This window comes from Streptomyces sp. NPDC055749, assembly GCF_053617235.1.
Map to the genome: position 1 here is coordinate 60,749 of NZ_JBSHFH010000024.1, position 24,894 is coordinate 85,642.

The following is a 24,894-nucleotide window of genomic DNA, read 5'->3' on the forward strand; positions in this document are numbered from 1 at the left end:
GCGTATGTCTGGGACAGGTGTGAACGGGGGCGGGCGGGATGACCACGGCACGAAGTGGCCCTGCCGAGAGCGCTGCCCCGCAGGGCCGTGGACCCGCATATGGCTGCTCCATATTCAGAACGGCTACTGGGGGTAGCAGCAGATGACCAAGAAGACGCGAGTCCGCGTAGCGCGGATAGCCGCAGGTGCGGTTATCGCCGCGGGCGCCTCGCTCACCGCTGCCGGTGCGGCACAGGCCGTCGGTATCGGCGTTGATGTCGCCGGTCTCAGCGTGAAGGCCGAGGCCGACGAGAGCGGTGTCGAGCTCGACGCCGGCCTCGGCCTCGACGGCGGCGACGACACGGCTGCGGGCGGCAGTGACGCGGCTGCCGGCGGCGGCGACGCGGCCGGTGGCGCAGACGTGGCAGGCGGCGGTGACGCTGCGGTTGGTGGCGGTGACGCTGCTGTCGGTGGTGGCGACGCGGCCGTTGGCGGTGGCGACGCTGCGGTTGGTGGCGGTGACGCGGCCGTCGGTGGTGGCGACGCTGCTGTCGGTGGTGGCGACGCGGCCGTTGGCGGTGGCGACGCTGCGGTTGGTGGCGGTGACGCGGCCGTCGGTGGTGGCGACGCGGCCGTTGGTGGCGGTGACGCTGCGGTTGGTGGCGGTGACGCGGCCGTTGGCGGTGGCGACGCTGCTGTCGGTGGCGGCGACGCGGCCGTCGGTGGCGGGGACGCTGCTGTCGGTGGCGGCGACCAGGGTGGCACCGACGACGGTGGCTCCGAGAACGGTGGCAACAACGGCAACGGCAACGGCGGCGGCTCCCAGGGCCAGCAGGCCGGCGGCACCGGGACCTCCGGTTCCGGCACCGACGGTGGCGGCGCGGGTACCTGCACCGTCGACCTCGACGGCGCCGAGTGTGTCGACAACACCGACACCGACAGCGTCGGCAACCAGCCGGTCGAGCAGGGCAAGGGCAAGGACGAGCTCGCCGAGACCGGTGCGGCCGAGACCACGTTCCTGCTGGTCGGCGCCGCGACGATGATCGCCGGCGGCATCGGCTTCCGGATCCTTCCGCGCCTGGTGAACGGCCGCACGGTCGCCTAACAGCGATCAGCGGTAAGTCTGTACGTTACGTACAGAGGGACCCGGCCCGCGCAAGCGGACCGGGTCCCTCTGCATGTCACATGGCCCCTGGGGAGGGCGCCGGAGCGGCCTACGCGGCCTGCTGTGCGAGCAGCGCCAGCGCCGCGACCAGCAGCACCATCAGCGCGATCAGCATCGCGGGGTTCAGACCTGCGAACGGGCCCTGCTCCCGCTCCTGCTCCATCTGCTGGCGCACGGCACGGCAGACGCGGCAGCGTCCCTCGTTCACGGGCGCCGCGCAGTTCGCGCACACCAGTCGGTCATAGGTCATGCGCTTTCCTCCTCCCGCGCGGCGGAGCCGCATACACGTTCTCTCCGCACAACGCTCCGGGAAACACGACCGTTCCCCCTACCACTGTGCCAGCTCGCACGGATTTCGGCGCGGCCCACCCGGATACGCCCTGCCGGACCGGTCCCGGGCGGGCTTCCGGGCGCCTGATTTGCCCGTTCCGGGCGTCACAAATCACCCATCTCCGGAGCCCGCCTGCACGCGTAAGCCCGGTTCGCGTATGGTCACGCTCACCTACTCCCGGCCGACCGTGGTGCATCCGTGATCCGATTCGACAACGTCTCCAAGACCTACCCGAAGCAGAGCCGTCCTGCGCTCCGGGATGTGTCACTCGACATCGAGAAGGGCGAGTTCGTCTTCCTGGTGGGCTCCTCAGGCTCCGGCAAGTCCACCTTCATGCGGCTGATCCTGCGTGAAGAGCGCGCGAGCCAGGGCATGGTTCATGTGCTCGGCAAGGACCTCGCGCGGTTGTCCAACTGGAAAGTGCCGCAGATGCGCCGCCAGTTGGGCACGGTGTTCCAGGACTTCCGGCTCCTCCCCAACAAGACCGTCGCCGAGAACGTGGCCTTCGCACAGGAGGTCATCGGCAAGCCGCGCGGAGAGATCCGCAAGGCGGTGCCCCAGGTTCTCGACCTCGTCGGTCTCGGCGGCAAGGAGGACCGGATGCCCGGCGAGCTCTCCGGTGGTGAGCAGCAGCGCGTGGCGATCGCGCGGGCCTTCGTCAACCGTCCCATGCTGCTGATCGCGGACGAGCCGACCGGCAACCTCGACCCGCAGACCTCCGTGGGCATCATGAAGCTGCTGGACCGGATCAACCGGACCGGCACCACCGTGATCATGGCGACCCACGACCAGAACATCGTCGACCAGATGCGCAAACGCGTCATCGAGCTCGAGCAGGGCCGTCTCGTACGTGACCAGGCGCGCGGCGTCTACGGCTACCAGCACTGAGCATCGAGTACTGAAAGGACGCCATGCGCGCCCAGTTCGTCCTGTCGGAGATCGGCGTCGGTCTTCGTCGCAACCTCACGATGACCTTCGCCGTGGTGGTCTCTGTCGCCCTCTCGCTCGCCCTGTTCGGCGGCGCGCTGCTGATTCGCGACCAGGTCAGCTCGATGAAGACCTACTGGTACGACAAGGTCAACGTCTCGATCTTCCTCTGCAACAAGAGTGACGCCAAGGACGTACCCAAGTGCGCCAAGGGTGCGGTCACCAAGGAGCAGAAGGACGAGATCAAGGCCGATCTCGAGAAGATGGAAGCTGTCGAGAAGGTCAGCTTCGAGACGGTCGACCAGGCGTACAAGCACTACCAGGAGCAGTTCGGCGACTCCCCGATGGCCGGCAACATCACGCCGGACCAGATGCAGGAGTCGTTCCGCGTCAAGCTCGACGACCCGCAGAAGTACAAGGTCGTCGCCACGGCCTTCGCGGGCCGTGACGGCGTTCAGTCCGTCCAGGACCAGAGATCCATTCTGGACAACCTCTTCGAGCTGATGAACGGCATGAACACGGTGGCGCTCTTCGTCATGGGGCTGATGCTGATCATCGCGCTGATGCTGATCGTCAATACCGTCCGTGTCTCGGCGTTCAGCCGCAGACGGGAGACGGGCATCATGCGGCTCGTCGGCGCCTCCGGCTTCTACATCCAGATGCCGTTCATCATGGAGGCGGCCTTCGCCGGACTGATCGGTGGCCTGCTCGCCTGCGCCATGCTGATAGGGGGCCGGTACTTCCTGATCGACGGCGGACTCGCCCTCCAGGACAAGCTGAACCTGATCGAGTTCATCGGCTGGGACGCGGTTCTCACCAAGCTGCCGCTGGTTCTCGCGATCGGTCTGCTGATGCCGGCCTTCGCAGCACTCTTCGCGCTCCGCAAGTACCTCAAGGTGTGAGATGCGCCCCGGCGCCGCGCGGCCAACAGGCCGTGTGGCGCCGGGCCGCTCCCCTAGACTCGACGCCATGTCGGGCCCATCGCACCGCTTCGGGCCCCGCGGTCTCTACCGCGGGGCGGCCCTGACATTGATCTTCGGGTGCGTCCTCGCGACCGCCGCGGCCACCGGCTCGCTGCCGCGTGAGACCGACCCTGAGAACTCCGATATACAGACGCGCTCCGTGGCCTCCGCCGTCGACCCCCGGGAGCGCGAGGCGGTCGAGGACGCAGCCGCCGCGGCCGAGGCCGACGGGAAGTCCGTGACGGACGCTGCCCAGGAGGCCGTCAGCCGCAGCGGGGACCGCTGGGGCGCGGTCTACGACGAGCAGGAGTACGAGGACTTCGAGCAGGCCCTCGACGGCTCGTACACCGGTGTCGGCCTCTCCGCACGGCGCTCGGCCGGCGGAAGCGTCACCGTGTCCCGTGTCGAGCCCGGCGGGCCCGCGGACCGGGCGGGCATCCGCAAGGGCGACCAGTTGCGTACGGTCGACGGCCACCGGGTCGACGGGCGTCCCGTAGCCGAGGCCGTCGCCCTGCTGCGCGGGGACCGTACGGACGCCGCGGAGGGCACCGCCGTACTCCTGGGGCTCCGGCGCGGCGGCCACCAGTGGACCGAGACCCTGCGCCGGGCCAGGCTCTCCACCGAGGCCGTCACAGTGCGGCGGCTGGGCAGCGCCCCCTCGTCCGCCGTCCTGATCAAGGTCACCGCCTTCACCAAGGGGACGGGCGCCGAGATCCGGGACGCCGTCCGCGCGTCTCCCGGGGACGCCGGAATCCTCCTGGACCTCCGCGCCAACGCGGGCGGCCTGGTCACCGAGGCCGTGACAGCCGCCTCCGCCTTCCTGGACGGCGGCCTGGTCGCCACCTACGACGTGCACGGCGACCAGCGCGCCCTGAACGCCGAGCCGGGCGGCGACACCGACCGCCCGCTGGTCGTCCTCGTCGACGGCGGCACGATGAGCGCGGCCGAACTGCTGACAGGCGCGCTCCAGGACCGGGGCCGCGCCGTCACCGTGGGCACCCGCACCTTCGGCAAGGGGTCCGTACAGATGCCCAGCAGGCTCGCGGGCGGTTCGGTGGCCGAACTGACCGTCGGGCACTACCGCACACCGACGGGCCGCAGCGTCGACGGACAGGGCATCACGCCCGACCTCGTGGCGGGCGCGGCGGCCCAGCAGCGGGCCGAGACAGTATTGAGTGGCCTCGGGGGTGGGTCGTAGTGCGAAAATGACCGCACTATGGCCAAGGAAAAAGACACAGGGCGCAAGATGATCGCGCAGAACAAGAAGGCGCGGCACGACTACACCATCATCGACACCTACGAGTGCGGCCTCGTGCTGATGGGCACCGAGGTCAAGTCGCTGCGGATGGGCCGGGCCTCGCTGGTCGACGGCTTCATCCAGATCGACGGCAACGAGGCGTGGCTGCACAACATCCACGTCCCGGAGTACGTGCAGGGGACCTGGACCAACCACACGGCCAAGCGCAAGCGCAAGCTGCTGATGCACCGGGCCGAGATCGACAAGCTGGCGTCGAAGTCGCAGGAGTCGGGCCACACCATCGTGCCGCTCGCGCTGTACTTCAAGGACGGCCGCGTCAAGGTCGAGATCGCGCTCGCGAAGGGCAAGAAGGAGTTCGACAAGCGCCAGACACTGCGCGAGAAGCAGGACACGAGGGAGACGAACCGTGCGATCTCGGCGGCCCGCCGACGCCAGCGGAGCGCCTGAGCAGGAATAGGCTGGCACCGTCGTGCGTTGGTCACGTACGATGGGCCGTGCACCTCAGCGAAGGTGCGCGTTTTGAAAAATCAACATGGGGATGATCGGTTTCGACAGCGGATGTCGAAGCAGGGGAAGCGAGTCGAGGAAGCGGCAATGATCTCGTTAACCATATGTCGCAACCAATAATCGCCAATTCCAAGCGCGATTCCCAGTCCTTCGCCCTCGCTGCCTAATAAGCAGTGAGTGAGGGACCCTTAATGGGTGTCAGCCCGGGGGTGTTCCCGACCCGGACCCTGGCATAATCTAGGGGACTAAACCACTGAGCCCGGTCACGGGGTTCGGTGGGAAATCAAACAGTGACTGAGCCCGTCGGAGACTTGTTCGCGAGATCTCCGGGGCTGAGAAAAGCGCAGCGAACTGCACTCGGAGAAGCCCTGGTTCCGCACCGTTGGACGCGGGTTCGATTCCCGCCATCTCCACAATTCCCATGTACACGAGGACCCCGTTGCCACCAGGCAACGGGGTCCTCGTGTTTTCCGTCGGCCCAGGGGTCATGCCCGCCGGATGCCGGCCGCCGCGACGATCAGCGCCAGGCCCGCCGCGCCCATGGGTACCGCATAGCCGGTCACCGTCCCGGCGTGCTCCACCGTCCAGCCGCCCACCGCCGATCCGGCGGCTATGCCACCGAGCAGCGCGGTGACCGCGAGTGTCATGCCCTCGTTCAGCTGTCCCTCGGGGGTGAGGCGCTGCACCAGGGTCATCCCGGTGACCATGGTCGGCGCGGTCGCGGCGCCCGCCACCAGGAGGCAGCCCGCGAGGACGAGCCGCGAGTCGGTCGAGGCGGCGGCGAGCAGGGGCAGGGACATCAGTGCCGTCATCCCCGTCAGGCACAGGAGCAGCCTGCGCCGGACGTCCGCGACGGGCCGCAGTGATCCGTACAGCAGACCCGCGGCACAGGATCCGGCCGCCTGGAGGGCGAGGATCGCGCCTCCGGCATGCGCGATGGACACGACCTCCATCGCGCCGAACACCGCGCCCGTGGCGAGGAAGGCGGCGAGCAGGGCGGGCATCTGGGCGGTACGGAACGGGGAAGCGCGGTGAGTACGGGGCGCCACCGGGGGCTCGGTCGCCTTCTGGGCGGCGAAGATCAGGACGCCGGTCATCATCAGGACCGCGCCGGTGAGCGTGCCGGCCTCGGGGAACAGTGCCCCGCACAGGGTCGCGGCCAGGACCGGGCCGAGCATGAAGCAGAGCTCGTCGGCGGCCTGCTCGAAGCTGTTCGCGGTGTGCAGGGCGGCCGGATCGCCCCGGTGGATGTGCGCCCAGCGGGCGCGGGACATGCCGCCGGTGTTGGGTGTGGTGGCCGTAGCGGCGTAGGCGGCGAAGAGGGTCCAGACCGGGGCGTCGTAACGGACACAGAGCACCATCGCGAGCGAGCCGAGCGTGGCGATCGCGGTGGCTGGTACGGCGACCCTGGCCTGGCCGTACCGGTCGACGAGCCGTGCGGTCCAGGGGGCGACGACGGCCGTCGCGGCGAGGCCGGTCGCGGTGACCGCGCCCGCCAGGGCGTACGAGCCGTGCGCCCCGGCGATCATGATGACCGCGCTGACGCTGAACATTCCCATGGGCAGCCTGGCCAGCAGATTGCCCGCGGTGAACGCGCGCACGCCGGGGGTGGCGAGCAGCAGGCGGTACGGGTTGACGCGGGGCTTCTTGACGCGGGGCTTCGGCGCTGCGGGCGGGGCGGGGCGGGGGCTGGTCGGGGCGCCGGTGGCGGTGTCGTACGGCATGCGCCAAGCGTCGCGGCGCCGGGTCCGCGCGGTCCAACACCTACTCCGTACCGATTAACGCACATGTGTTGTAAATTCTGTGCGTGACAGCCTCCGACATCGATCCCCGGCTCCTGCGTGCCTTCCTCGCGGTGGCCGGCGAACTGCACTTCACCCGCGCAGCCGCCCGGCTCTACATCGCGCAGCAGGCGCTGAGCCGGGACATCCGCCGGCTGGAGCGCGAGCTCGGTGCGGAGCTCTTCGTACGGACCACCCGCCAGGTCTCCCTGACCGCGGACGGCGAGCGGCTCCTCCCGTACGCCCGGCGGGTGCTGGACGCCCACGACTCTCTGGCCGCCGCCTTCGGCGACCCGGCCGCCAGGCCGCTGCTCGTCGACCTCAACACCGACGGTATGACCGCCGCCCGGGTGCTGGCCCGCGCGCGGGAACTCGCCCCGGAGTGCGAGCTGATGGCCCGTTTCGAGAGCGGTCTGACCTGGGCGGCCGGTGAGGTGCTCGCCGGGCGGCTCGACGTCTCCTTCGGGCGGGCCGCCGGGCTCGACCCGGCGGTGCGGGCCCGGCTCTCCGCGCAGCCCGTGCGGTACGAGCCGATGGCCGTCCTGCTGCCCCGTGATCATCCGCTCGCCGGACACGAGGTCGTCGCGCTGGAGGAGCTGGCCGGTGAGACCGTCTACGCGGGCGCGGGCAATGAGCGCACCCAGGAGTGGACGGACCTCGCCCGGCTGCTGTTCGACGAGTGGTCGATCGTGCTCGCTCCGCCCGTCCCGCTCGCCGTCGGAGTGGCCGAATTCCAGCGGGTGATGGCCAAGTCGGGCAACCCTGTGCTCGCCGTCGTTGGCTTTCCGCCGATACCCGGCACCGTGGTCCGGCCGCTGGTCCGCCCCGTACCGCTGTCGCCGCTCGTGATGGTCTGGCGCACGGGTCTGATTCACCCAGGTTTGTCCGCACTTCGTGCGGCGGCTGCCCAACTGGCGGCGGAGGAAGGGTGGATGGTGCGGCCATCTGGATCTTGGCTGCCGGAAATCGACGCGTCACTGATGTGTCACTGTTCCTGAACAACACCCGGGTACCGGAGCCTGACGGTCCGCGTCGTGCGCTACATTCATGGCCCGGGTGCGCTGGGACCGATGCGCGTGGGCAGGGCTGGGGCCCCTTCCAATCACGTGAAACCGGTCATTCCTCTTGCTCCCGGTTCATTGAGTGGGGGATGGGCGTACACCTGTGGAAAATTGGCGTGAAGGTACCCGGACCGGACATACGCATGAGCCGAACGAGGTCACGCTCCAACTCGACGGCATAGGACGGCAGCTCTCCGAACTGGCCATGGAACCGGGCACCCCGGAAGGCTCCGACGGCCCCGTCTTCGTCGACGAGAGCGGTCGCCGCAGCAAGTCGCTCCGACGCGTGGGCTGGGTGCTCGCCGCGATCTGCGCCGGCTACGCGGTGACGCTGGTCGTCGCCGTCCTCGGCGGCAACTCAACCGCGCCCTGGCTGCCCATTTCCGGGCAGCACGAGAAGTCGGCCGAGGTGGAGGTGCAGCCCGCCGCGACCGAACCCACCGGCCAGGAGACGGCCACCGAACCCACCGCTCCGGGCGCCACCCCCTCGGCGGAGCCGGACGCCCCCAGCAGCGCACCGCAGTCGGCCAACGGCTCCGACCCCGTCCCGGCCGGTCCCGGCCCGGCGACCCGGGTGTCGCTGCCCGCCGCGCCGTCCCAGGGCGACGAGCAACCCTCGCGGTCCTCCGGTCCGGATTCCCCGGCCTCCGAATCGCCCGCCCCCAGCTCTTCGTCGCCCGTCGAGCCCTCGGAAAGCCCGGACCCGCCCGTCGAGACGACAGTTCCGCCGGTGGATGAACAAGAAGGCGCTCAGTAGATGACACCCCCCGCCCCGCGGGTCAGGCACCACCGGAAGAAGCGCCCCAAGCGCCGACTCCCCATGCGCTACCTGCTGCCCTCACTCCTTCTTGTCGCTCTGCTGGCCATGCTCATGCTGCGCGGCTACGTACACAGCGAGATCCTCGCGGACCACCGGATCCAGCCCCCGGCGCCCACCACCCAGGTGCCGAAGAACGTTCTGGAGGGCGGTCCGGTCATCGACGCCCGGTCCGCCACCGAGCCCGCCAAGACCCTCCGCATACCCGACCGCAAGATCGTCCTCACCTTCGACGACGGCCCCGACCCGGTCTGGACCCCGCGGGTCCTGGACGCCCTGAAGAAGTACGACGCGCACGGAGTCTTCTTCGTCACCGGCACCATGGCATCGCGCTACCCGGAGCTCGTCCAGCGCATGGTCGACGAGGGCCACGAGATCGGGCTGCACACCTTCAACCACCCCGACCTCTCCTACCAGTCGCCCAAGCGCATCGACTGGGAGCTCTCCCAGAACCAGCTGGCGCTGGCGGGGGCCGCCGGCATCCGTACGTCCCTGTTCCGGCCGCCGTACTCCTCATTCTCCGACGCGATGGACAACAAGTCCTGGCCCGTCACCCAGTACATCGGCAGCCGCGGCTACCTCACCGTCGTGAACAACACCGACAGCGAGGACTGGAAGCGCCCCGGCGTCCGCGCGATCATCGAGCGCGCCACGCCCAGGGGCGGGCAGGGCGCCATCATCCTGATGCACGACTCCGGCGGCGACCGGTCCCAGACCGTGGCCGCCCTCGGCAAGTTCCTGCCGAGGATGGAACAGCGGGGCTACGAGTTCACCAACCTGACCGCGGCACTCGGCGCCCCCAGCGCACACACCCCGGCCACCGGATTCGCGCTGCTCAAGGGCAAGGCGTTCGTCTCCGCCGTCAGCGTCTCGGAGCGGATCACCGATGTGCTCGTGGTCGGACTCGCCGTCATCGGCGGACTGGTGCTCGCCCGCTTCGGCCTGATGCTGCTGCTCTCCTTCCTGCACGCGAGACGGGTGCGCAGAAAGGACTTCAGCTGGGGCCCGCCGCTCGCCCGGCCGGTCTCTGTGCTCGTTCCCGCCTACAACGAACGCGAGTGCATCGCCGCCACCGTGCGTTCCCTGGTGGCCAGTGACTATCCGGTCGAGATCATCGTCATCGACGACGGTTCGACCGACGGGACGGCGGACATCGTCCGGGCGCTGCGCCTGCCGAACGTCCGGGTCGTGCGCCAGCGCAACGCGGGCAAGCCCGCCGCCCTCAACAACGGCATCGCGCACGCCCGTTACGACATCGTCGTGATGATGGACGGCGACACGGTCTTCGAACCCTCCACGGTCCGCGAGCTCGTCCAGCCGTTCGCCGACCCCCGGGTCGGGGCGGTCGCGGGCAACGCCAAGGTCGGCAACCGCGACTCGCTCATCGGCGCCTGGCAGCACATCGAGTACGTGATGGGCTTCAACCTGGACCGCAGGATGTACGACGTGCTGGGCTGCATGCCCACCATCCCCGGGGCGGTCGGAGCCTTCCGCCGCGACGCGCTGGACCGCGTCGGCGGCATGAGCGAGGACACCCTCGCCGAGGACACCGACGTCACCATGGCCCTGCACAGGGACGGCTGGCGCGTCGTGTACGCGGAGAACGCGAGGGCCTGGACCGAGGCACCGGAGTCCGTGCAGCAGCTGTGGTCGCAGCGCTACCGGTGGTCGTACGGCACCATGCAGGCGATCTGGAAGCACCGCAGGGCCGTCATCGAACGGGGACCGTCGGGCCGCTTCGGACGGGTCGGACTGCCGTTCGTCTCGCTCTTCATGGTCGTCGCCCCGCTGCTCGCCCCCCTCATCGATGTCTTCCTGCTGTACGGACTGGTCTTCGGCCCGACGGGGAAGACGGTCGCCGCCTGGTTCGGGGTCCTGGTGGTGCAGGCGGTCTGTGCCGCGTACGCCTTCAGGCTCGACCGGGAGCGCATGGTCCACCTGATCTCCCTGCCGCTCCAGCAGATCCTGTACCGCCAGCTCATGTACGTGGTGCTGCTCCAGTCGTGGATCACCGCGCTCACCGGCGGCCGGCTGCGCTGGCAGAAGCTGCGCCGTACGGGAGTGGTGGGCACGCCCGGCATCCAGCAGAGCGGGCGCACGGTCGACGCCGGACGGGACCGGAGGCCCGTGGCATGACCTACCCGAACCAGCCCCCTTACGCAGGACCGGCCGCCGGCCCGTGGCAGGCCCCGCAGCCCCTGCCGATCCCCTCGGCCCCGCAGCCCCTGCCGTTCCAGCAGGTCCCGCAGCCCCGGCACGACCCCCCGGCCCCCGCGCCGGACAGGGACGAGCCGGCGAAGAAGCCCGGACGCGACCGCTATCTCGACCTGCTGCGCGCCGTCGCCCTCGTCCGGGTCGTCTTCTTCCACCTCTTCGGCTGGGCCTGGCTGACCGTGATCTTCCCGTCCATGGGCGTCATGTTCGCCCTGGCCGGTTCGCTGATGGCGCGCTCGCTGGCCCGGCCCGCGTGGTCCGTCATCCGCGACAGGCTCCGCCGGCTGCTGCCGCCCATGTGGGCGTTCTCGATCGTCGTCCTGCCGATCATGTTCGCGCTCAGCTGGAAGCCCGTACGGGAGGAGGGGCTGTGGTGGTTCGTCCGGCTCGGCTGCTACCTCGTCCCGATCGGCTCCCCGCCGTTCCCCGAGGAGAGCGGATCACCCGGCGGGTTCTTCGAAGTGTCCTGGGCCGACCAGGGCATAGGGCCGCTCTGGTACATCAGGGCCTACCTCTGGTTCGTCATCGCCTCGCCGCTCCTGCTGAAGGCGTTCCGCAAGCTGCCGTGGGCGACGCTCCTCGCCCCGATCGGGCTCACCGCCCTGCTCGGTACGGGTCTGGTGACGATCCCCGGAGCCACGGGCGAGGCGATCCTCGACTTCGCCGTCTTCGGCTCCTGCTGGATTCTCGGATTCGCCCATCACGACGGGCTGCTGAAACAGGTCCCGCGCTATCTCGTGGTGTCATCGGCCGCGATCGTCATGGGCTTCGGCCTGTGGTGGGCATCCGGCCACCTCACGGACGAGGGCTGGAACCTCGACGAGATCCCGCTCGCCCAGTCCACCTGGTCCTTCGGCTTCTGCGTGATCCTCCTCGTGTACGCCCCGTCCTGGAAGCAGCTCCCCGGCAGGCTCGCGGGGTGGGACAGCCTGGTCACCCTGGCCAACAACCGGGCCGTGACGATCTACCTCTGGCACAACCTGCTGCTGATGGCGAGCGCCCAGCTCGTCGACGAGCTGTGGAACGTCCCCTGGGTCGGCGACCACCTCGACTCGTACCTGGAGAGCTCGTACACCGTGCTCACCCTGATCGCGGTCTGGCCCCTCCTGGGGCTCGCGATCATCGCGGTGGGCTGGGTCGAGGACGTGGCGGCCAGGCGCAGGCCGCGCCTGTGGCCCAACGGCGCGGGCAAGGAACCGCAGAAGGAACCGCGGGCCCGCGCACGCGCCCGCTGATCATCCTGTCCCTCACCGGGCCGCGCCCGGCCCGGTGAGAGCAAGGTTGCCTACCGGTCACCTCGCAGCACCACGCCGAAACGCGGGCTCCATACCGTCGGGGCACAAGCACCCGACACCTGTGGAGGCGCGTGATGGCCGGCCGTTGGATCGAACAGTGGGAGCCGGAGGACGAGACCTTCTGGCGCGAGACGGGCGAGCGTGTGGCCCGCCGGAATCTCTGGTTCTCGGTGCTCTCGGAGCACATCGGATTCTCCATCTGGACCCTGTGGTCGGTGATGGTCCTGTTCATGGGGCCGGAGTACGGGGTCGACCCGGCCGGGAAGTTCTTCCTGATCTCCACGGCCACCCTGGTCGGAGCGCTCGTCCGGGTCCCGTACACCTTCGCCGTCGCACGGTTCGGCGGACGCAACTGGACCGTGTTCAGCGCGGTCACGCTGCTCCTGCCGACCGTCGCCGCGTTCCTGGTGATGGAACCCGGGACCTCGTACGGCACGTTCGTGCTCGTCGCCGCGCTCGCCGGGATCGGCGGCGGCAACTTCGCCTCGTCCATGACGAACATCAACGCCTTCTTCCCGCTGCGCAAGAAGGGCTGGGCGCTCGGGCTCAACGCGGGCGGCGGAAACATCGGTGTGCCCGTCGTCCAGCTCGTCGGACTGCTGGTGATCGGTACGGCGGGGGCCGCGTACCCGCGGATCGTGCTCGGGGCGTACATCCCGCTGATCGTCGTCGCCGCGCTCTTCGCCGTGTTCCGCATGGACAACCTGCGGCCCGTGCAGAACGACACCGGGGCCGCGAAGGAAGCGGTGCGCGATCCGCACACCTGGATCATGGCGGTCCTCTACATCGGCACCTTCGGCTCGTTCATCGGTTACAGCTTCGCCTTCGGCCTCGTCCTGCAGACCCAGTTCGGACGGACCCCGCTCCAGGCCGCCTCGCTCACCTTCATCGGGCCCCTGCTCGGCTCCCTGATCCGGCCGGCCGGCGGCTGGCTCGCCGACAAGTACGGCGGCGCCCGCATCACCCTGTGGAACTTCGCGGGGATGGCCGCGGCGACCGGAGTTGTCGTCTACGCCTCCGGGACCGAGTCGCTCCCCGTCTTCCTCATCGGATTCATCGCCCTGTTCGTGCTGACGGGACTCGGCAACGGGTCGACGTTCAAGATGATCCCGGGCATCTTCCACGCCAAGGCGATCAGCAAGGGCCTGCGCGGCGAGGAGGCCGCGGCGTACGGACGAAGGCTGTCCGGTGCGGCCATGGGGCTCATCGGGGCGGTCGGGGCACTCGGCGGCCTTGCGATCAACCTCGCGTTCCGCCAGTCCTTCGCTACCTCGGGCACCGGAACGGCCGCCTTCTGGTCCTTCCTCGCCTTCTACGGGGTGTGTTTCACCGTCACCTGGGCGGTATACCTTCGCCGGACCGCCGCCGTCGCCACGAAGCCGCAGCTCAGCTACGCCGAGGTGTGAGCTGCCCCATGCCGCGCACGCGGGGACGTAACGGGTGTGAAATGTAAGTGAACCGAGGCTGTCACGCAGTATTGGCAGTCTCGGCTCTCCGCACCATCGAGCAGTAGCGGGACACGAGAGCCGGGTATCACGCCATGCACGACGACGCACAGTCAGGGCCCCTCGCGGGCTTCACGGTCGGGGTGACCGCCGCCCGTCGCGCCGAGGAACTCGGCACACTCCTCCAGCGCAGGGGTGCCGTGGTCCTGCACGCGCCCGCCCTGCGCATCGTGCCCCTCGCGGACGACAGCGAACTCCTGGCCGCCACCAAGGAACTCATCGAGGACGCACCCGATGTCGTGATCGCCACCACGGCGATCGGCTTCCGCGGCTGGGTGGAGGCCGCCGAAGGGTGGGGCTTCGGGGACGCGCTCCTGGACCTGCTGCGCGGCGTCGAACTGCTGGCGCGCGGCCCCAAGGTCAAGGGCGCCATCCGGGCCGCCGGGCTCACCGAGGCATGGTCACCCGGCTCCGAGTCGATGGCCGAGGTCCTTGACCGGCTGCTCGGCGAGGGCGTCGAGGGCCGCCGGGTCGCGCTCCAGCTGCACGGCGAACCGCTCCCTGGCTTCGTCGAGTCGCTGCGCGCGGCGGGCGCCGAGGTCGTCGGCGTACCCGTCTACCGGTGGATGCCCCCCGAGGACATCGCCCCGCTCGACCGGATGATCGACGTCACCGTCGCCCGGGGCCTGGACGCCCTCACCTTCACGAGCGCCCCCGCCGCCGCCTCGTACCTGAACCGGGCCGAGGTCCGCGGGCTGCTCCCCGAGGTCCTCTCCGCACTCCGGGACGACGTCATGACGGTCTGCGTCGGCCCGGTGACCGCGCTCCCGCTCCAGGCCATGGGCATCGACACCCTCCAGCCGGAACGCTTCCGGCTCGGCCCCCTCGTCCAGCTGCTCTGCGCCCGGCTCCCCGGCACCGCCCGCCCGCTGCCGGTCGCCGGTCACCGGATCGAGATCCGCGGCCACGCCGTGCTCGTCGACGGCGCCCTGCGCCCGGTGCCGCCCGCGGGCATGGCCCTGCTGAACGCCCTCGCCCGCAGGCCCGGCTGGGTGGTGGCACGGGCCGACCTGCTGCGCGCGCTGCCCGGCAGCGGCAGCGACGAACACGCCGTGGAGACGGCGATGGCCCGGCTGCGCAGCGCGCTCGGCGTACCGCGGCTGATCCAGACCGTCGTCAAACGCGGGTACCGGCTTGCGCTGGATCCGGTGGCGGACACGAAGTACGTGGAGTAGGCGAAGGCTGCGCATCGCGGTGCCCCGGGCCCCGGGATAGCGTGCTCGGATGATCGATGACAGCCACCCCGTCGCCGACGGCTTCACCCTGCGCCCCGTCGCCCTCGGCGACGCCGGTTCCCTCGCCGAGTCACTGACCCGCAGCCGTGCGTACATGCGGCCCTGGGAGCCCGTGCGGCCCGAGGAGTTCTTCACGGAGCGGGGGCAGATACAGCGCCTCACCGGGCTGCTGGCCGACCGGGACGGCGGCCGCGCGATGCCCTGGGTGCTCGCCGACGGGGAGGACCGCGCGGTCGGAACCTTCACGCTCGCCAACATCGTGCGCGGGCCGTTCTGCACTGCCGCGATCGGCTACTGGGTCGACGTCGACCAGGCGGGCCGCGGTCTCGCGACCGCCGCCGTCGACCGGATCTGCGAGCTCGCGCGAGACGGTCTCGGGCTGCACCGGGTCGAGGCGGGCACCCTCGTGAACAACCTCGCCTCGCAGCGGGTCCTCGCCAAGTGCGGCTTCGAGCAGTTCGGGACGGCCCCGCGCTATCTCCACATCAACGGTGAGTGGCGCGACCACCGGCTGTTCCAGCGGATCCTTCACGACGGCCCGCCGGCCTGACGTGGCGGTGGCCGTCCAACGGGTACTGGGGCGGAAACGCCGGAAGGATGCCGTCCGGCGCGAAACCGCACTTCTCCGCGACCCGGCAGGATGCCTCGTTGTCCACCTGGTGCACCAGCTCCAGCCTCGCGAGCCCGTCCAAGGCGGACGCCGCCCAGTCGCAGAGCGCCCTGAGGGCCCCTGAAGCCACCCCGCGCCCGCGCGCCGACGCCGTGGTCCAGTAGCCCACTTCGGCCGTGTCCGACACCGTCCCGGCCCGCTTCAGCACCACGTTGCCGACCAGCGCGCCGCCGCGCTCCGAATCGGTCACCGCGAAACCGAACTGGCTGCCGGCCGCCCAGCCCTCCCGCTGCTCCGCCAGCCACCCGGCCGCCTCTTCGGCGCTCGTCAGCCGCGTCGTCAGCCAGTGCCGCATCGCGGGGTCGGCGTGGGCTTCGAGGAGCGCGGGAGCGTCGTCCGGCCGCCAGGGGCGCAGGAGCAACGAGCCTGCGGCGAGCGTGACTTCGGGGTGGCCTTCGTCCATACGGACACGGTACGCAGCGCCCTCGCGACGCCCGGAAGGCACCCGCCCGGTAGGAGGGGTTCCGGACCGGCCCCGTGACGGGCACTCTGGGAGTGACTCCCCATCGGTGACCCCGAGGCGGTGACAGGCGCATGGCGGCGGGCACGGGCGCGTACGACTGGCGGTTCGGCTCCGGCCGGATCTGCCTCGACCTGGTGGCGACCGGGACCGGGACCTCCGGAGCGTGCGAACAGCTCGCCGGGACCGGACCGCTCGCCGAGTGGCTGGTGGCCGCCGCCCTCGTGCCGTACGGGACCGTGCTCGCCCCGGTCGACGACACCTGGGTGACCCGCTTCCGGGAGCTGCGCGCGGACATCGACCGGCTGCTCGGCGCCGAGCTCGGCGGCGGCCGGGACGACGCCGCCCTGGACCGTGTCAACGCGGTCGCCGCGGGGCCGCCGCCCGGACTGCGCGCGGTCCGCGCCGATGGCGGCACCCTCACCCGGGTCCTGAACGCCCCGCCCGCGTGCGGAGAGCTGCTCGCCGCCGTGGCACGGGACTGCGTGGAACTGCTGACGGATCCGGTCGCCCGGTCCGGTCTGCGCCGCTGCGAGGGCGACACCTGCCGACGCCTCTACCTCGACACCTCACGGGGGCACCGGCGCCGCTGGTGCTCCAGCGAGGTCTGCGGAAACCGTGAACGGGTCGCCAGGCACCGACGCCGAAAAGAATCTTGAGCCGGACTGAATGATCCGGCGCCCGGCTCCGTACCGATGGCTGAAGAGACTCGACAGGGTCTCGACCTGGAGGTTCGGGTGCGCAAGGATGCGGCCGTGGCCGATGACCGTCCGCACAGGGCTCGACATCGCAGTGAACCGCCCCGCCCCGGCTCCGACGTCCCCGACGAGGAGCTGATGCGGGCGCTCTACCGCGAACACGCCGGGCCGCTGCTCGCCTATGTGCTCCGCCTCGTGGCGGGGGACAGGCAGCGCGCCGAGGACGTGGTGCAGGAGACGCTCATCCGTGCCTGGAAGAACGCCGGTCAGCTCAACCGGGCCACCGGTTCCGTACGCCCCTGGCTGGTGACGGTCGCCCGGCGCATCGTCATCGACGCGCACCGCAGCCGGCAGGCCCGGCCGCACGAGGTCGATCCGTCGCCGCTGGAGGTCATTCCCGCGGAGGACGAGATAGACAAGGCGTTGTGGCTGATGACGCTCTCGGACGCGCTGGACGATTTGACCCCGGCGCATCGGGAAGCATTGGTCGAGACCTATTTCAGGGGCCGTACCGTCAATGAGGCCGCCGAAGTGCTCGGCATCCCCAGCGGGACGGTCCGGTCCCGGGTTTTCTACGCACTGCGTTCGATGAAGCTCGTACTCGAAGAGAGGGGGATCACGGCATGAGCGACCACGAGTGGCAGCCATTCGGGCCCCGGCCCACTGGTCCCCGCGGCCCCTCGGGGCCGCCCGCGGGCCCGCCGTCCGGCTCCTTCGGGCACCCGGTCGAGGGACCGGGGCACGACGCCGCCGGCGCCTACGTCCTGGGCATCCTGGACGAGGCGGAGGCGAGCGCCTTCGAGGCGCATCTCGCGCACTGCGCGCTGTGCGCCGCCCATCTCGACGAGTTCGCCGGTCTCGAACCCATGCTCGCGATGCTCGCCGAGACCCCCGCGGCCCACCCGGGCGCCCGCCCCGTCCCGCACGTCCCCGAGCCGCCCGCCCCGGCGATGCTCGGCCGGCTGGTCGACGAGGTCGCGCGGAAGCGGGAACTGCGCCGCCGCCGCGGCAGGTATCTGGTGGCCGCGGCCGCCGTCGTGATCATCGGAGGCCCGGTGATCGCCGTCACCGCCACCGGCGGCGACGACGGCGGGCGGTCGGTGGCGACGGGGGATCCCCATCCCACCAGCCCGGCCGAGGACGCCTTCTTCAACCACATGGAGGAGAAGGTGTCGGCCAGCGATCCCGCCACCGGCGTCGACGCCACCGTCGGCATGGAGGCCAAGGCATGGGGGACCCACACGGTCCTGGAGCTCGAAAATGTCAAGGGCCCCGAGAAATGCAGCCTGATCGCCGTCTCCAAGACCGGTGAGGAGGAGGTCGTCACCTCCTGGTCCGTACCGAAATGGGGGTACGGGATCGAGAACTCCCCGCACAAGTCCGCGAAGGACCCGCTGTACGTGCACGGCGGCGCGGCGATGGACCGCAACGACATCGACCACTTCGAGGTGCGCACCTTCGACGGCGAGCGGCTGGTGGAGATCGGCGCGTGAGCGTGTGAGCGCGAATTCCGACGCGCAATCGCAATGCTGGTGACAGGTGCGGAGCGGGCCCCCCTTCGCGTACGGTTGACGGCTGCTCAATGCACGTCAGAAGGGGGCCTCGGTGGCCGCGCAGGATGCCGCTGTCGATTCGTTGCGGGACCGGGAAATCGGTGTCGAGCAAGAACATCTGGACCGGGTTTACCACCGCCTCGAAGAGAAGATCCACGAGGCGGAATTTCTCATGCACGACGCCAACAAACGGGGCCAGGTCGGTACACCCGGCGCGCTCGCCGAGCGCGACGCCCAGGTCTTCAGGGCCGGGGTGCACCTCAACCGACTGAACAACGAGTTCGAGGACTTCCTCTTCGGGCGGATCGATCTGCTGCTCGGCAAGGACGGTGAGCGCGGCCCGGACGGCGCGTTCACCTCCGTCGAGCCCGCCGACGACGCCGTACGCCCGGACAGCACCGCGGACATCGCGGAGACGCTGCACATCGGCCGTATCGGAGTCCTCGACTCCGACTACGCGCCGCTGGTGATCGACTGGCGGGCACCGGCAGCCGCGCCGTTCTACCGGTCGACGCCGAAGGAACCGGGCCGGGTGGTACGCCGGCGGGTCATCCGCTCCAAGGGCCGCAAGGTCCTCGGGGTCGAGGACGACCTGATGCGCCCGGAACTCACCGCGCACCTGGGCGGCGACACCCTGCCGGTCATCGGCGACGGCGCGCTGATGGCGGCGCTCGGGCAGGCCCGCAGCCACACCATGCGGGACATCGTCTCCTCCATCCAGGCCGAGCAGGACCTGGTGATCCGGGCCCCCGCAGCCTCCGTCACGGAGGTCTCCGGCGGCCCCGGCACCGGCAAGACAGCCGTGGCCCTGCACCGGGCCGCGTATCTGCTCTACCAGGACCGGCGGCGTTACGCGGGCGGCATCCTCGTCGTCTCGCCGACCCCGCTCCTCGTCGCCTACACCGAGGGCGTACTGCCCTCGCTCGGCGAGGAGGGCCAGGTCGCGATCCGCGCGGTCGGCTCGCTGTCCGACGAGGCGGCGGGCGTCCAGGGCGCCACCACGTACGACGAACCGGCCGTCTCCCGCATCAAGGGCTCGTCCCGGATGCTCCATGTGCTCCGCAAGGCGGCACGCGGGGCGCTGGAGCAGCCCAGGGCGCAGGGGGAGCGGTCCCAGGACGGCCAGCTGTCGTTCGGGGACGAGGAGCAGGAGCAGACGCGGCCCGCGGGCACGCCCACCCGGCTCCGGGTGGTCGCCTTCGGCGCCCGCGTCGAGCTGAACGCCGACGAACTCCAGCGCATCCGGAACAACGTGCTCAGCGGCACGGCACCCGTCAACCTGCTGCGCCCGCGCGCCCGGAAGCTGCTGCTGGACGCCCTCTGGAGCAAGTCGTCGGGCCGGGGCCGGTACACGGACCCGGAGCTCGTCGCCGAGCTGCGTTCCTCCTTCGACGAGGACGTCTCCACCGAGACGCCGTTCCTCACCTTCCTGAACGACTGGTGGCCCGAGCTCACCCCCCGCCGGGTGCTCGCATCGATGGCCGACGAGAGGCGGCTCGGCCGGTGGTCGCGGCGCATCCTCAACCAGGGGGAGGTGCGGCGCCTGGCGCGTTCGCTCAAGCGTCTCGACAGCGAGGGCCAGGGCCCGCTGTCCGTCCACGACGTGGCGATCCTGGACGAGCTGCAGACCCTGATCGGCACCCCGCACCGGCCGAAGCGGAAGCGCGAGTTCGACCCGCTGGACCACCTCACCGGTCTCGAGGAGCTGATGCCGCAGCGCGAGGAGACCCAGTGGGAGCGGGCCGAGCGGCTGGCGGCGGAGCGTACCGAGTACGCCCACGTCATCGTCGACGAGGCCCAGGACCTGACGCCCATGCAGTGGCGGATGGTCGGCCGCCGGGGCCGGCACGCAACCTGGACGATCGTCGGCGACCCCGCGCAGTCCTCCTGGTCCGATCCGGACGAGGCGGCGGAGGCCCGGGACGAGGCGCTCGGCAGCCGCCCACGCCGCCGTTTCACCCTCACCGTCAACTACCGCAACCCGGCGGAGATCGCCGAACTCGCGTCGAAGGTGCTGGCGCTCGCGATGCCGGGGATGGAGTCCCCGGCGGCGGTCCGCTCGACCGGGGTGGAGCCGCGCTTCGAGCCGGTACGCGACCGGGATCTGGCGGCCACGGTCCGCGAGGAGGCACGCAGGCTGCTCTCCGAGGTGGACGGCACGGTCGGTGTGGTCGTCGCCATGAACCGCCGGGCCCAGGCACGCGAGTGGCTCGCGGAGCTCGGGGAGCGGGTGGTGGCGCTCGGCAGCCTGGAGGCGAAGGGCCTGGAGTACGACGCCACGGTCGTCGTCTCGCCCGCGGAGATCGCGGACGAGTCACCGGCCGGGCTGCGGGTGCTGTACGTGGCGCTGACCCGGGCCACGCAGCAGCTCACGGTGGTGTCGGGGGAGCGTGACATGCCCGACGAGAACGGCGTCCCGGATCTGCTGAGGGACTGATGTTTCGGCTGAGGGACCCAGTTTCCGGTCAACCCGCCATGCGGGAATCACTTTCCGGGGGTCTTTGTTAGCCTGGTGTTGGCACCGGCTCGATCCAAGCCCCCGGGCCCAACCTTCGTCGCTTCGAGCGACCACTTGCCGCGAGGCGAGCATGGCGGGTCGGTGCCACCTAAGTGAAGAAGACAGGCCCGCGTCACCTGATGGTGGCGTGGGCCTGTTCTCGTTGGAGCAGGGTTCGGGGTCGGGTTGAGGGTTCCGCCGAAGGCCCTACTTCTCGTATGGTGGAAACTACTTTCCGAACTGTGGCAGTCATTACCGGCTACCGGCTGGTAGGTGCGACGATCGGGAAGCGTGCCCGCGGTGAGAGCCCCGGACATGCGGCAATGAAGCTAAGGAAAGCGAAGGACTCGGCCATGGCAACGGCGCCCAGCGTCTCGTACTCGATGACGGTGAGGCTGGAGGTGCCCGCGAGCGGCACAGCGGTCTCCCAGCTCACCACGGCCGTGGAGTCGCACGGCGGTTCGGTCACCGGCCTCGACGTGACCGCTTCCGGCCACGAGAAGCTGCGGATCGACGTCACCATCGCGGCCTCCTCCACCTCGCACGCGGACGAGATCGTCGAAGGTCTGCGCAACATCGTCGGTGTGGTGCTGGGCAAGGTCTCCGACCGTACGTTCCTCATGCACCTCGGTGGCAAGATCGAGATGGCGTCCAAGCACCCCATCCGCAACCGTGACGACCTCTCGATGATCTACACCCCGGGTGTCGCCCGTGTGTGCATGGCGATCGCCGAGAATCCCGAGGACGCACGCCGCCTCACCATCAAGCGCAACTCCGTCGCAGTTGTGACGGACGGCTCCGCGGTGCTCGGCCTCGGCAACATCGGCCCGATGGCCGCGCTCCCCGTGATGGAGGGCAAGGCGGCCCTGTTCAAGCGCTTCGCCGGCATCGACGCCTGGCCGATCTGCCTGGACACCCAGGACACCGACGAAATCGTAGCGATCGTCAAGGCGATCGCCCCGGGCTTCGCCGGAATCAACCTGGAGGACATCTCCGCACCCCGCTGCTTCGAGATCGAGGCACGGCTGCGCGAGGCCCTCGACATCCCCGTCTTCCACGACGACCAGCACGGCACAGCCATCGTCGTCCTGGCCGCCCTGACCAACGCCCTGCGCGTGGTGGGCAAGGGAATCGGGGACGTACGCGTCGTCATGTCCGGCGCCGGAGCGGCCGGCACGGCCATCCTGAAGCTGCTCATCGCCGCGGGCGTCAAGCACGTGGTCTCCGCCGACATCCACGGTGTGGTGCACGCGGCCCGCGAGGACCTGGTCTCCGCCGACCCCGACTCGCCGCTGCGCTGGATCGCCGACAACACCAACCCGGAGGGCGTCACCGGCACCCTCAAGGAGGCCGTCGTCGGCGCGGACGTCTTCATCGGGGTCTCCGCCCCCAACGTCCTGAACGGCGACGATGTCGCCGCCATGGCGGACGGTGCGATCGTGTTCGCGCTCGCGAACCCGGACCCCGAGGTCGACCCGGCAATCGCCCGGCAGACGGCAGCAGTTGTCGCCACGGGACGCTCGGACTTCCCCAACCAGATCAACAACGTGCTGGTCTTCCCGGGTGTCTTCCGCGGCCTGCTGGACGCCCAGTCCCGCACCGTCAACACGGAGATGATGCTCGCAGCCGCGGGCGCCCTCGCCGACGTCGTCGCCGAGGACGAGGTGAACGCGAACTACATCATCCCGTCGGTCTTCAACGACAAGGTCGCGGGAGCCGTCGCAGGCGCCGTCAGGGCCGCCGCGAAGGCCGCGGGAGCCGCCACCGAGGGCACCGCCGACCTGATCTGAGGTACGCCGTCCGGGGCGCCGTCCCAGGCGCCCCGCCACGGCTTCCGGGGAGGGTGCGCCGCCTCACCTCCGGCTGCCGTACGGCGCGTCGCGGGTCGCGGCGTCCCAAACGCCCCTTTAGGGTGGCGGGCAGCGGGCCCCGCTGGGCCCGGCATCCGCTGCGGACCGCTTCAGGAAGTCGACGGAACGTCACTACGGGCAAGCCGTGGCGCTTTTCGTGTGACTCCGGAGGGTTCCGGATTGGCTTTCCCGCCGCTGGTGGGGGCAGGATGCGTATTCGGGCGAGAGGGTCTGACATCAGACCCGGGTCCGGGGACTGTCAGAGGGCCCTGGCAGCATCGGCTTCGATCTCACGCCTCACAGGCAAGAAGAACACGGGAGTACAAACATGAACCGCAGTGAGCTGGTGGCCGCCCTGGCCGACCGCGCCGAGGTGACTCGCAAGGACGCCGACGCCGTGCTGGCCGCGCTCGCCGAGACCGTCGGAGAGATCGTCGCCAAGGGCGACGAGAAGGTCACCATCCCCGGCTTCCTGACCTTCGAGCGCACCCACCGTGCCGCTCGCACCGCTCGGAACCCGCAGACCGGCGACCCGATCAACATCCCCGCCGGTTACAGCGTGAAGGTCTCCGCGGGCTCGAAGCTCAAGGAAGCCGCCAAGGGCAAGTAAGGCCTTAAGCGCGAACGGAGAGCGGCCACCCTGTGCGGGGTGGCCGCTCTTCGCCGTTCTGAGGGCCCACAGGGCCCCGTACACGGCAGACGGCGGTGACCCCCACCCAGGGGGCCACCGCCGTCCGCCGTGTGCCGCTGTGCGCCGTCCTAGACGAGCGCCCCGCCGGGCAGCTCGACCTTCGCGCCGAGCTTCTCGAGCTTCTCCATGAAGTTCTCGTAGCCGCGGTTGATGAGATCGATGCCGTGCACCCGGGAGGTGCCCTGCGCCGCGAGGGCGGCGATCAGGTACGAGAAGCCGCCGCGCAGGTCGGGAATGACCAGATCGGCGCCCTGGAGCTTCGTGGGCCCGGACACGACCGCCGAGTGCAGGAAGTTGCGCTGGCCGAAGCGGCAGTCGGAGCCGCCCAGGCACTCGCGGTAGAGCTGGATGTGAGCGCCCATCTGGTTCAGCGCCGATGTGAAGCCGAGCCGGGACTCGTACACCGTCTCGTGGACGATGGACAGGCCGCTGGCCTGCGTCAGCGCCACCACGAGGGGCTGCTGCCAGTCGGTCTGGAAGCCGGGGTGCACGTCCGTCTCCAGGGCGATGGCGTTCAGCGCGCCGCCCGGGTGCCAGAAGCGGATGCCCTCGTCGTCGATCTCGAAGGCCCCGCCGACCCGGCGGAAGGTGTTCAGGAACGTCATCATCGAGCGCTGCTGAGCGCCGCGCACGTAGATGTTGCCCTCGGTCGCCAGCGCCGCGGACGCCCAGGAGGCGGCCTCCAGGCGGTCCGGGATCGCCCGGTGCGTGTAACCGTCGAGGCGGTCGACACCCGTGATCCGGATGGTCCGGTCGGTGTCCATCGAGATGATCGCGCCCATCTTCTGCAGTACGCAGATGAGGTCCTCGATCTCCGGCTCGACGGCCGCGTTGGACAGCTCGGTGACACCCTCTGCGAGCACGGCCGTCAGCAGCACCTGCTCGGTGGAGCCCACCGACGGGTACGGCAGCCGGATCTTGCAGCCGCGCAGCCGCTGCGGGGCCTCCAGGTACTGGCCGTCCGCCCGCTTCTCGATCGTCGCGCCGAACTGGCGCAGCACCTCGAAGTGGAAGTCGATCGGCCGGCCGCCGATGTCGCAGCCGCCCAGCCCCGGAATGAAGGCGTGGCCCAGCCGGTGCAGCAGCGGGCCGCAGAAGAGGATCGGGATGCGCGACGAGCCCGCGTGGGCGTCGATGTCGGCGACGTTCGCGCTCTCGACGTGGGAGGGGTCGAGAATCAGTTCGCCCGGCTCCTCACCGGGGCGTACGGTCACGCCGTGCAGCTGCAGAAGTCCCCGGACCACCCGTACATCACGGATGTCGGGCACATTGCGGAGCCGGCTGGGCCCGCTTCCGAGCAGCGCGGCGACCATCGCCTTGGGCACCAGGTTCTTGGCGCCGCGGACGCGGATCTCGCCCTCGAGCGGGGTTCCGCCGTGGACAAGCAGGACATCGTCTGTGCCGGTCATGAATCTCGCGTTCCGGAGTGGTCGGGCGG

22 protein-coding genes and 1 other RNA gene are annotated in these 24,894 nt (G+C 70.3%); 19 read left to right on the plus strand and 4 right to left on the minus strand.

Annotated features, from left to right (window positions below):
* Positions 1 to 142: 142 nt before the first annotated feature.
* The gene (locus tag ACWGO0_RS19670; protein WP_453536175.1) at positions 143 to 1,084 is read left to right on the plus strand and encodes an LPXTG cell wall anchor domain-containing protein; all 942 of its coding nucleotides are present in this window, start codon (positions 143 to 145) and stop codon (positions 1,082 to 1,084) included.
* Between the two features lie 109 nt (positions 1,085 to 1,193).
* On the opposite strand, the gene ACWGO0_RS19675 is transcribed toward ACWGO0_RS19670, so the two are convergent.
* The gene (locus tag ACWGO0_RS19675) at positions 1,194 to 1,394 is read right to left on the minus strand and encodes a hypothetical protein (RefSeq protein ID WP_383795172.1); all 201 of its coding nucleotides are present in this window, start codon (positions 1,392 to 1,394) and stop codon (positions 1,194 to 1,196) included.
* A 279-nt stretch (positions 1,395 to 1,673) separates the two neighbouring features.
* On the opposite strand from ACWGO0_RS19675, the gene ftsE reads away from it, so the two are divergent.
* From ftsE to ssrA, 5 genes are all read left to right on the plus strand, one after another.
* Positions 1,674 to 2,363: a cell division ATP-binding protein FtsE gene (gene ftsE, locus ACWGO0_RS19680; protein ID WP_014046319.1), complete on the plus strand. Its 690-nt coding sequence runs from the start codon at positions 1,674 to 1,676 to the stop codon at positions 2,361 to 2,363.
* Between the two features lie 23 nt (positions 2,364 to 2,386).
* Complete coding sequence (ftsX, locus tag ACWGO0_RS19685) at positions 2,387 to 3,304, plus strand: permease-like cell division protein FtsX (RefSeq protein WP_453536180.1); 918 nt, start codon at positions 2,387 to 2,389, stop codon at positions 3,302 to 3,304.
* Between the two features lie 67 nt (positions 3,305 to 3,371).
* The gene (locus tag ACWGO0_RS19690) at positions 3,372 to 4,562 is read left to right on the plus strand and encodes a S41 family peptidase (protein WP_453536183.1); all 1,191 of its coding nucleotides are present in this window, start codon (positions 3,372 to 3,374) and stop codon (positions 4,560 to 4,562) included.
* Between the two features lie 18 nt (positions 4,563 to 4,580).
* Positions 4,581 to 5,069, plus strand: coding sequence for an SsrA-binding protein SmpB (gene smpB, locus ACWGO0_RS19695; RefSeq protein WP_453536186.1), 489 nt, complete (start codon positions 4,581 to 4,583; stop codon positions 5,067 to 5,069).
* Between the two features lie 87 nt (positions 5,070 to 5,156).
* Positions 5,157 to 5,545, plus strand: a transfer-messenger RNA (tmRNA) gene (gene ssrA, locus ACWGO0_RS19700).
* A gap of 69 nt (positions 5,546 to 5,614) precedes the next feature.
* On the opposite strand, the gene ACWGO0_RS19705 is transcribed toward ssrA, so the two are convergent.
* Positions 5,615 to 6,853 carry an MFS transporter gene (locus tag ACWGO0_RS19705; protein WP_453536189.1) on the minus strand — a complete coding sequence of 413 codons (1,239 nt, stop codon included), beginning with the start codon at positions 6,851 to 6,853 and terminating at the stop codon, positions 5,615 to 5,617.
* Positions 6,854 to 6,936: 83 nt separating this feature from the next.
* On the opposite strand from ACWGO0_RS19705, the gene ACWGO0_RS19710 reads away from it, so the two are divergent.
* The 7 genes from ACWGO0_RS19710 (at position 6,937) to ACWGO0_RS19740 (ending at position 15,587) form a co-directional block, all read left to right on the plus strand.
* The gene (locus ACWGO0_RS19710; RefSeq protein WP_453536192.1) at positions 6,937 to 7,908 is read left to right on the plus strand and encodes a LysR family transcriptional regulator; all 972 of its coding nucleotides are present in this window, start codon (positions 6,937 to 6,939) and stop codon (positions 7,906 to 7,908) included.
* Between the two features lie 166 nt (positions 7,909 to 8,074).
* Positions 8,075 to 8,728, plus strand: a complete 654-nt coding sequence (locus ACWGO0_RS19715; protein WP_453536194.1) for a hypothetical protein — start codon at positions 8,075 to 8,077, stop codon at positions 8,726 to 8,728.
* Between the two features lie 63 nt (positions 8,729 to 8,791).
* Positions 8,792 to 10,924: a glycosyltransferase gene (locus tag ACWGO0_RS19720; protein WP_453536299.1), complete on the plus strand. Its 2,133-nt coding sequence runs from the start codon at positions 8,792 to 8,794 to the stop codon at positions 10,922 to 10,924.
* Positions 10,921 to 12,237, plus strand: coding sequence for an acyltransferase family protein (locus ACWGO0_RS19725; RefSeq protein ID WP_453536197.1), 1,317 nt, complete (start codon positions 10,921 to 10,923; stop codon positions 12,235 to 12,237). Before ACWGO0_RS19720 ends, ACWGO0_RS19725 begins: the two co-directional genes overlap by 4 nt.
* A gap of 134 nt (positions 12,238 to 12,371) precedes the next feature.
* Positions 12,372 to 13,703 carry a nitrate/nitrite transporter gene (locus tag ACWGO0_RS19730; RefSeq protein WP_453536200.1) on the plus strand — a complete coding sequence of 444 codons (1,332 nt, stop codon included), beginning with the start codon at positions 12,372 to 12,374 and terminating at the stop codon, positions 13,701 to 13,703.
* A gap of 134 nt (positions 13,704 to 13,837) precedes the next feature.
* Complete coding sequence (locus tag ACWGO0_RS19735) at positions 13,838 to 14,977, plus strand: uroporphyrinogen-III synthase (protein WP_453536203.1); 1,140 nt, start codon at positions 13,838 to 13,840, stop codon at positions 14,975 to 14,977.
* Positions 14,978 to 15,026: 49 nt separating this feature from the next.
* Entirely contained in the window at positions 15,027 to 15,587 is a 561-nt protein-coding gene (locus ACWGO0_RS19740) for a GNAT family N-acetyltransferase (protein WP_453536206.1), read from the plus strand.
* On the opposite strand, the gene ACWGO0_RS19745 is transcribed toward ACWGO0_RS19740, so the two are convergent.
* A complete protein-coding gene (locus ACWGO0_RS19745; RefSeq protein ID WP_453536209.1) occupies positions 15,523 to 16,110 on the minus strand; it encodes a GNAT family N-acetyltransferase in 588 nt (195 codons plus the stop codon). The genes ACWGO0_RS19740 and ACWGO0_RS19745 overlap by 65 nt on opposite strands.
* 131 nt (positions 16,111 to 16,241) lie before the next feature.
* Between ACWGO0_RS19745 and ACWGO0_RS19750 the strand changes: the two genes are divergently transcribed.
* The 6 genes from ACWGO0_RS19750 (at position 16,242) to ACWGO0_RS19775 (ending at position 23,375) form a co-directional block, all read left to right on the plus strand.
* Positions 16,242 to 16,826, plus strand: coding sequence for a CGNR zinc finger domain-containing protein (locus ACWGO0_RS19750; protein ID WP_453536212.1), 585 nt, complete (start codon positions 16,242 to 16,244; stop codon positions 16,824 to 16,826).
* A 36-nt stretch (positions 16,827 to 16,862) separates the two neighbouring features.
* Complete coding sequence (locus ACWGO0_RS19755) at positions 16,863 to 17,492, plus strand: sigma-70 family RNA polymerase sigma factor (RefSeq protein WP_453536215.1); 630 nt, start codon at positions 16,863 to 16,865, stop codon at positions 17,490 to 17,492.
* Positions 17,489 to 18,358, plus strand: a complete 870-nt coding sequence (locus ACWGO0_RS19760) for an anti-sigma factor family protein (RefSeq protein ID WP_453536218.1) — start codon at positions 17,489 to 17,491, stop codon at positions 18,356 to 18,358. Before ACWGO0_RS19755 ends, ACWGO0_RS19760 begins: the two co-directional genes overlap by 4 nt.
* Before the next feature lie 112 nt (positions 18,359 to 18,470).
* Positions 18,471 to 20,855: a HelD family protein gene (locus ACWGO0_RS19765; RefSeq protein ID WP_453536221.1), complete on the plus strand. Its 2,385-nt coding sequence runs from the start codon at positions 18,471 to 18,473 to the stop codon at positions 20,853 to 20,855.
* Between the two features lie 413 nt (positions 20,856 to 21,268).
* On the plus strand, positions 21,269 to 22,705 hold the full coding sequence (locus ACWGO0_RS19770; protein ID WP_453536224.1) for a malic enzyme-like NAD(P)-binding protein: 1,437 nt from the start codon (positions 21,269 to 21,271) through the stop codon (positions 22,703 to 22,705).
* Between the two features lie 388 nt (positions 22,706 to 23,093).
* The gene (locus tag ACWGO0_RS19775) at positions 23,094 to 23,375 is read left to right on the plus strand and encodes an HU family DNA-binding protein (RefSeq protein WP_003968811.1); all 282 of its coding nucleotides are present in this window, start codon (positions 23,094 to 23,096) and stop codon (positions 23,373 to 23,375) included.
* 149 nt (positions 23,376 to 23,524) lie between these two features.
* On the opposite strand, the gene murA is transcribed toward ACWGO0_RS19775, so the two are convergent.
* A complete protein-coding gene (gene murA / locus ACWGO0_RS19780) occupies positions 23,525 to 24,865 on the minus strand; it encodes a UDP-N-acetylglucosamine 1-carboxyvinyltransferase (protein ID WP_453536226.1) in 1,341 nt (446 codons plus the stop codon).
* Between the last annotated feature and the right edge of the window lie 29 nt (positions 24,866 to 24,894).

Coding starts and splice junctions, on each gene's coding strand:
- ACWGO0_RS19675 (WP_383795172.1), bottom strand. CDS start 1,394: ATGACCTATGACCGACTGGTGTGCGCGAACTGCGCGGCGCCCGTGAAC.
- ACWGO0_RS19750 (WP_453536212.1), top strand. CDS start 16,242: ATGGCGGCGGGCACGGGCGCGTACGACTGGCGGTTCGGCTCCGGCCGG.
- ACWGO0_RS19670 (WP_453536175.1), top strand. CDS start 143: ATGACCAAGAAGACGCGAGTCCGCGTAGCGCGGATAGCCGCAGGTGCG.
- ftsX (WP_453536180.1), top strand. CDS start 2,387: ATGCGCGCCCAGTTCGTCCTGTCGGAGATCGGCGTCGGTCTTCGTCGC.
- ACWGO0_RS19755 (WP_453536215.1), top strand. CDS start 16,863: ATGGCTGAAGAGACTCGACAGGGTCTCGACCTGGAGGTTCGGGTGCGC.
- ACWGO0_RS19705 (WP_453536189.1), bottom strand. CDS start 6,853: ATGCCGTACGACACCGCCACCGGCGCCCCGACCAGCCCCCGCCCCGCC.
- ACWGO0_RS19770 (WP_453536224.1), top strand. CDS start 21,269: ATGGCAACGGCGCCCAGCGTCTCGTACTCGATGACGGTGAGGCTGGAG.
- ACWGO0_RS19775 (WP_003968811.1), top strand. CDS start 23,094: ATGAACCGCAGTGAGCTGGTGGCCGCCCTGGCCGACCGCGCCGAGGTG.
- ACWGO0_RS19725 (WP_453536197.1), top strand. CDS start 10,921: ATGACCTACCCGAACCAGCCCCCTTACGCAGGACCGGCCGCCGGCCCG.
- murA (WP_453536226.1), bottom strand. CDS start 24,865: ATGACCGGCACAGACGATGTCCTGCTTGTCCACGGCGGAACCCCGCTC.
- ACWGO0_RS19730 (WP_453536200.1), top strand. CDS start 12,372: ATGGCCGGCCGTTGGATCGAACAGTGGGAGCCGGAGGACGAGACCTTC.
- ACWGO0_RS19720 (WP_453536299.1), top strand. CDS start 8,792: ATGCGCTACCTGCTGCCCTCACTCCTTCTTGTCGCTCTGCTGGCCATG.
- ACWGO0_RS19760 (WP_453536218.1), top strand. CDS start 17,489: ATGAGCGACCACGAGTGGCAGCCATTCGGGCCCCGGCCCACTGGTCCC.
- ACWGO0_RS19740 (WP_453536206.1), top strand. CDS start 15,027: ATGATCGATGACAGCCACCCCGTCGCCGACGGCTTCACCCTGCGCCCC.
- ACWGO0_RS19690 (WP_453536183.1), top strand. CDS start 3,372: ATGTCGGGCCCATCGCACCGCTTCGGGCCCCGCGGTCTCTACCGCGGG.
- ACWGO0_RS19745 (WP_453536209.1), bottom strand. CDS start 16,110: ATGGACGAAGGCCACCCCGAAGTCACGCTCGCCGCAGGCTCGTTGCTC.
- ACWGO0_RS19735 (WP_453536203.1), top strand. CDS start 13,838: ATGCACGACGACGCACAGTCAGGGCCCCTCGCGGGCTTCACGGTCGGG.
- smpB (WP_453536186.1), top strand. CDS start 4,581: ATGGCCAAGGAAAAAGACACAGGGCGCAAGATGATCGCGCAGAACAAG.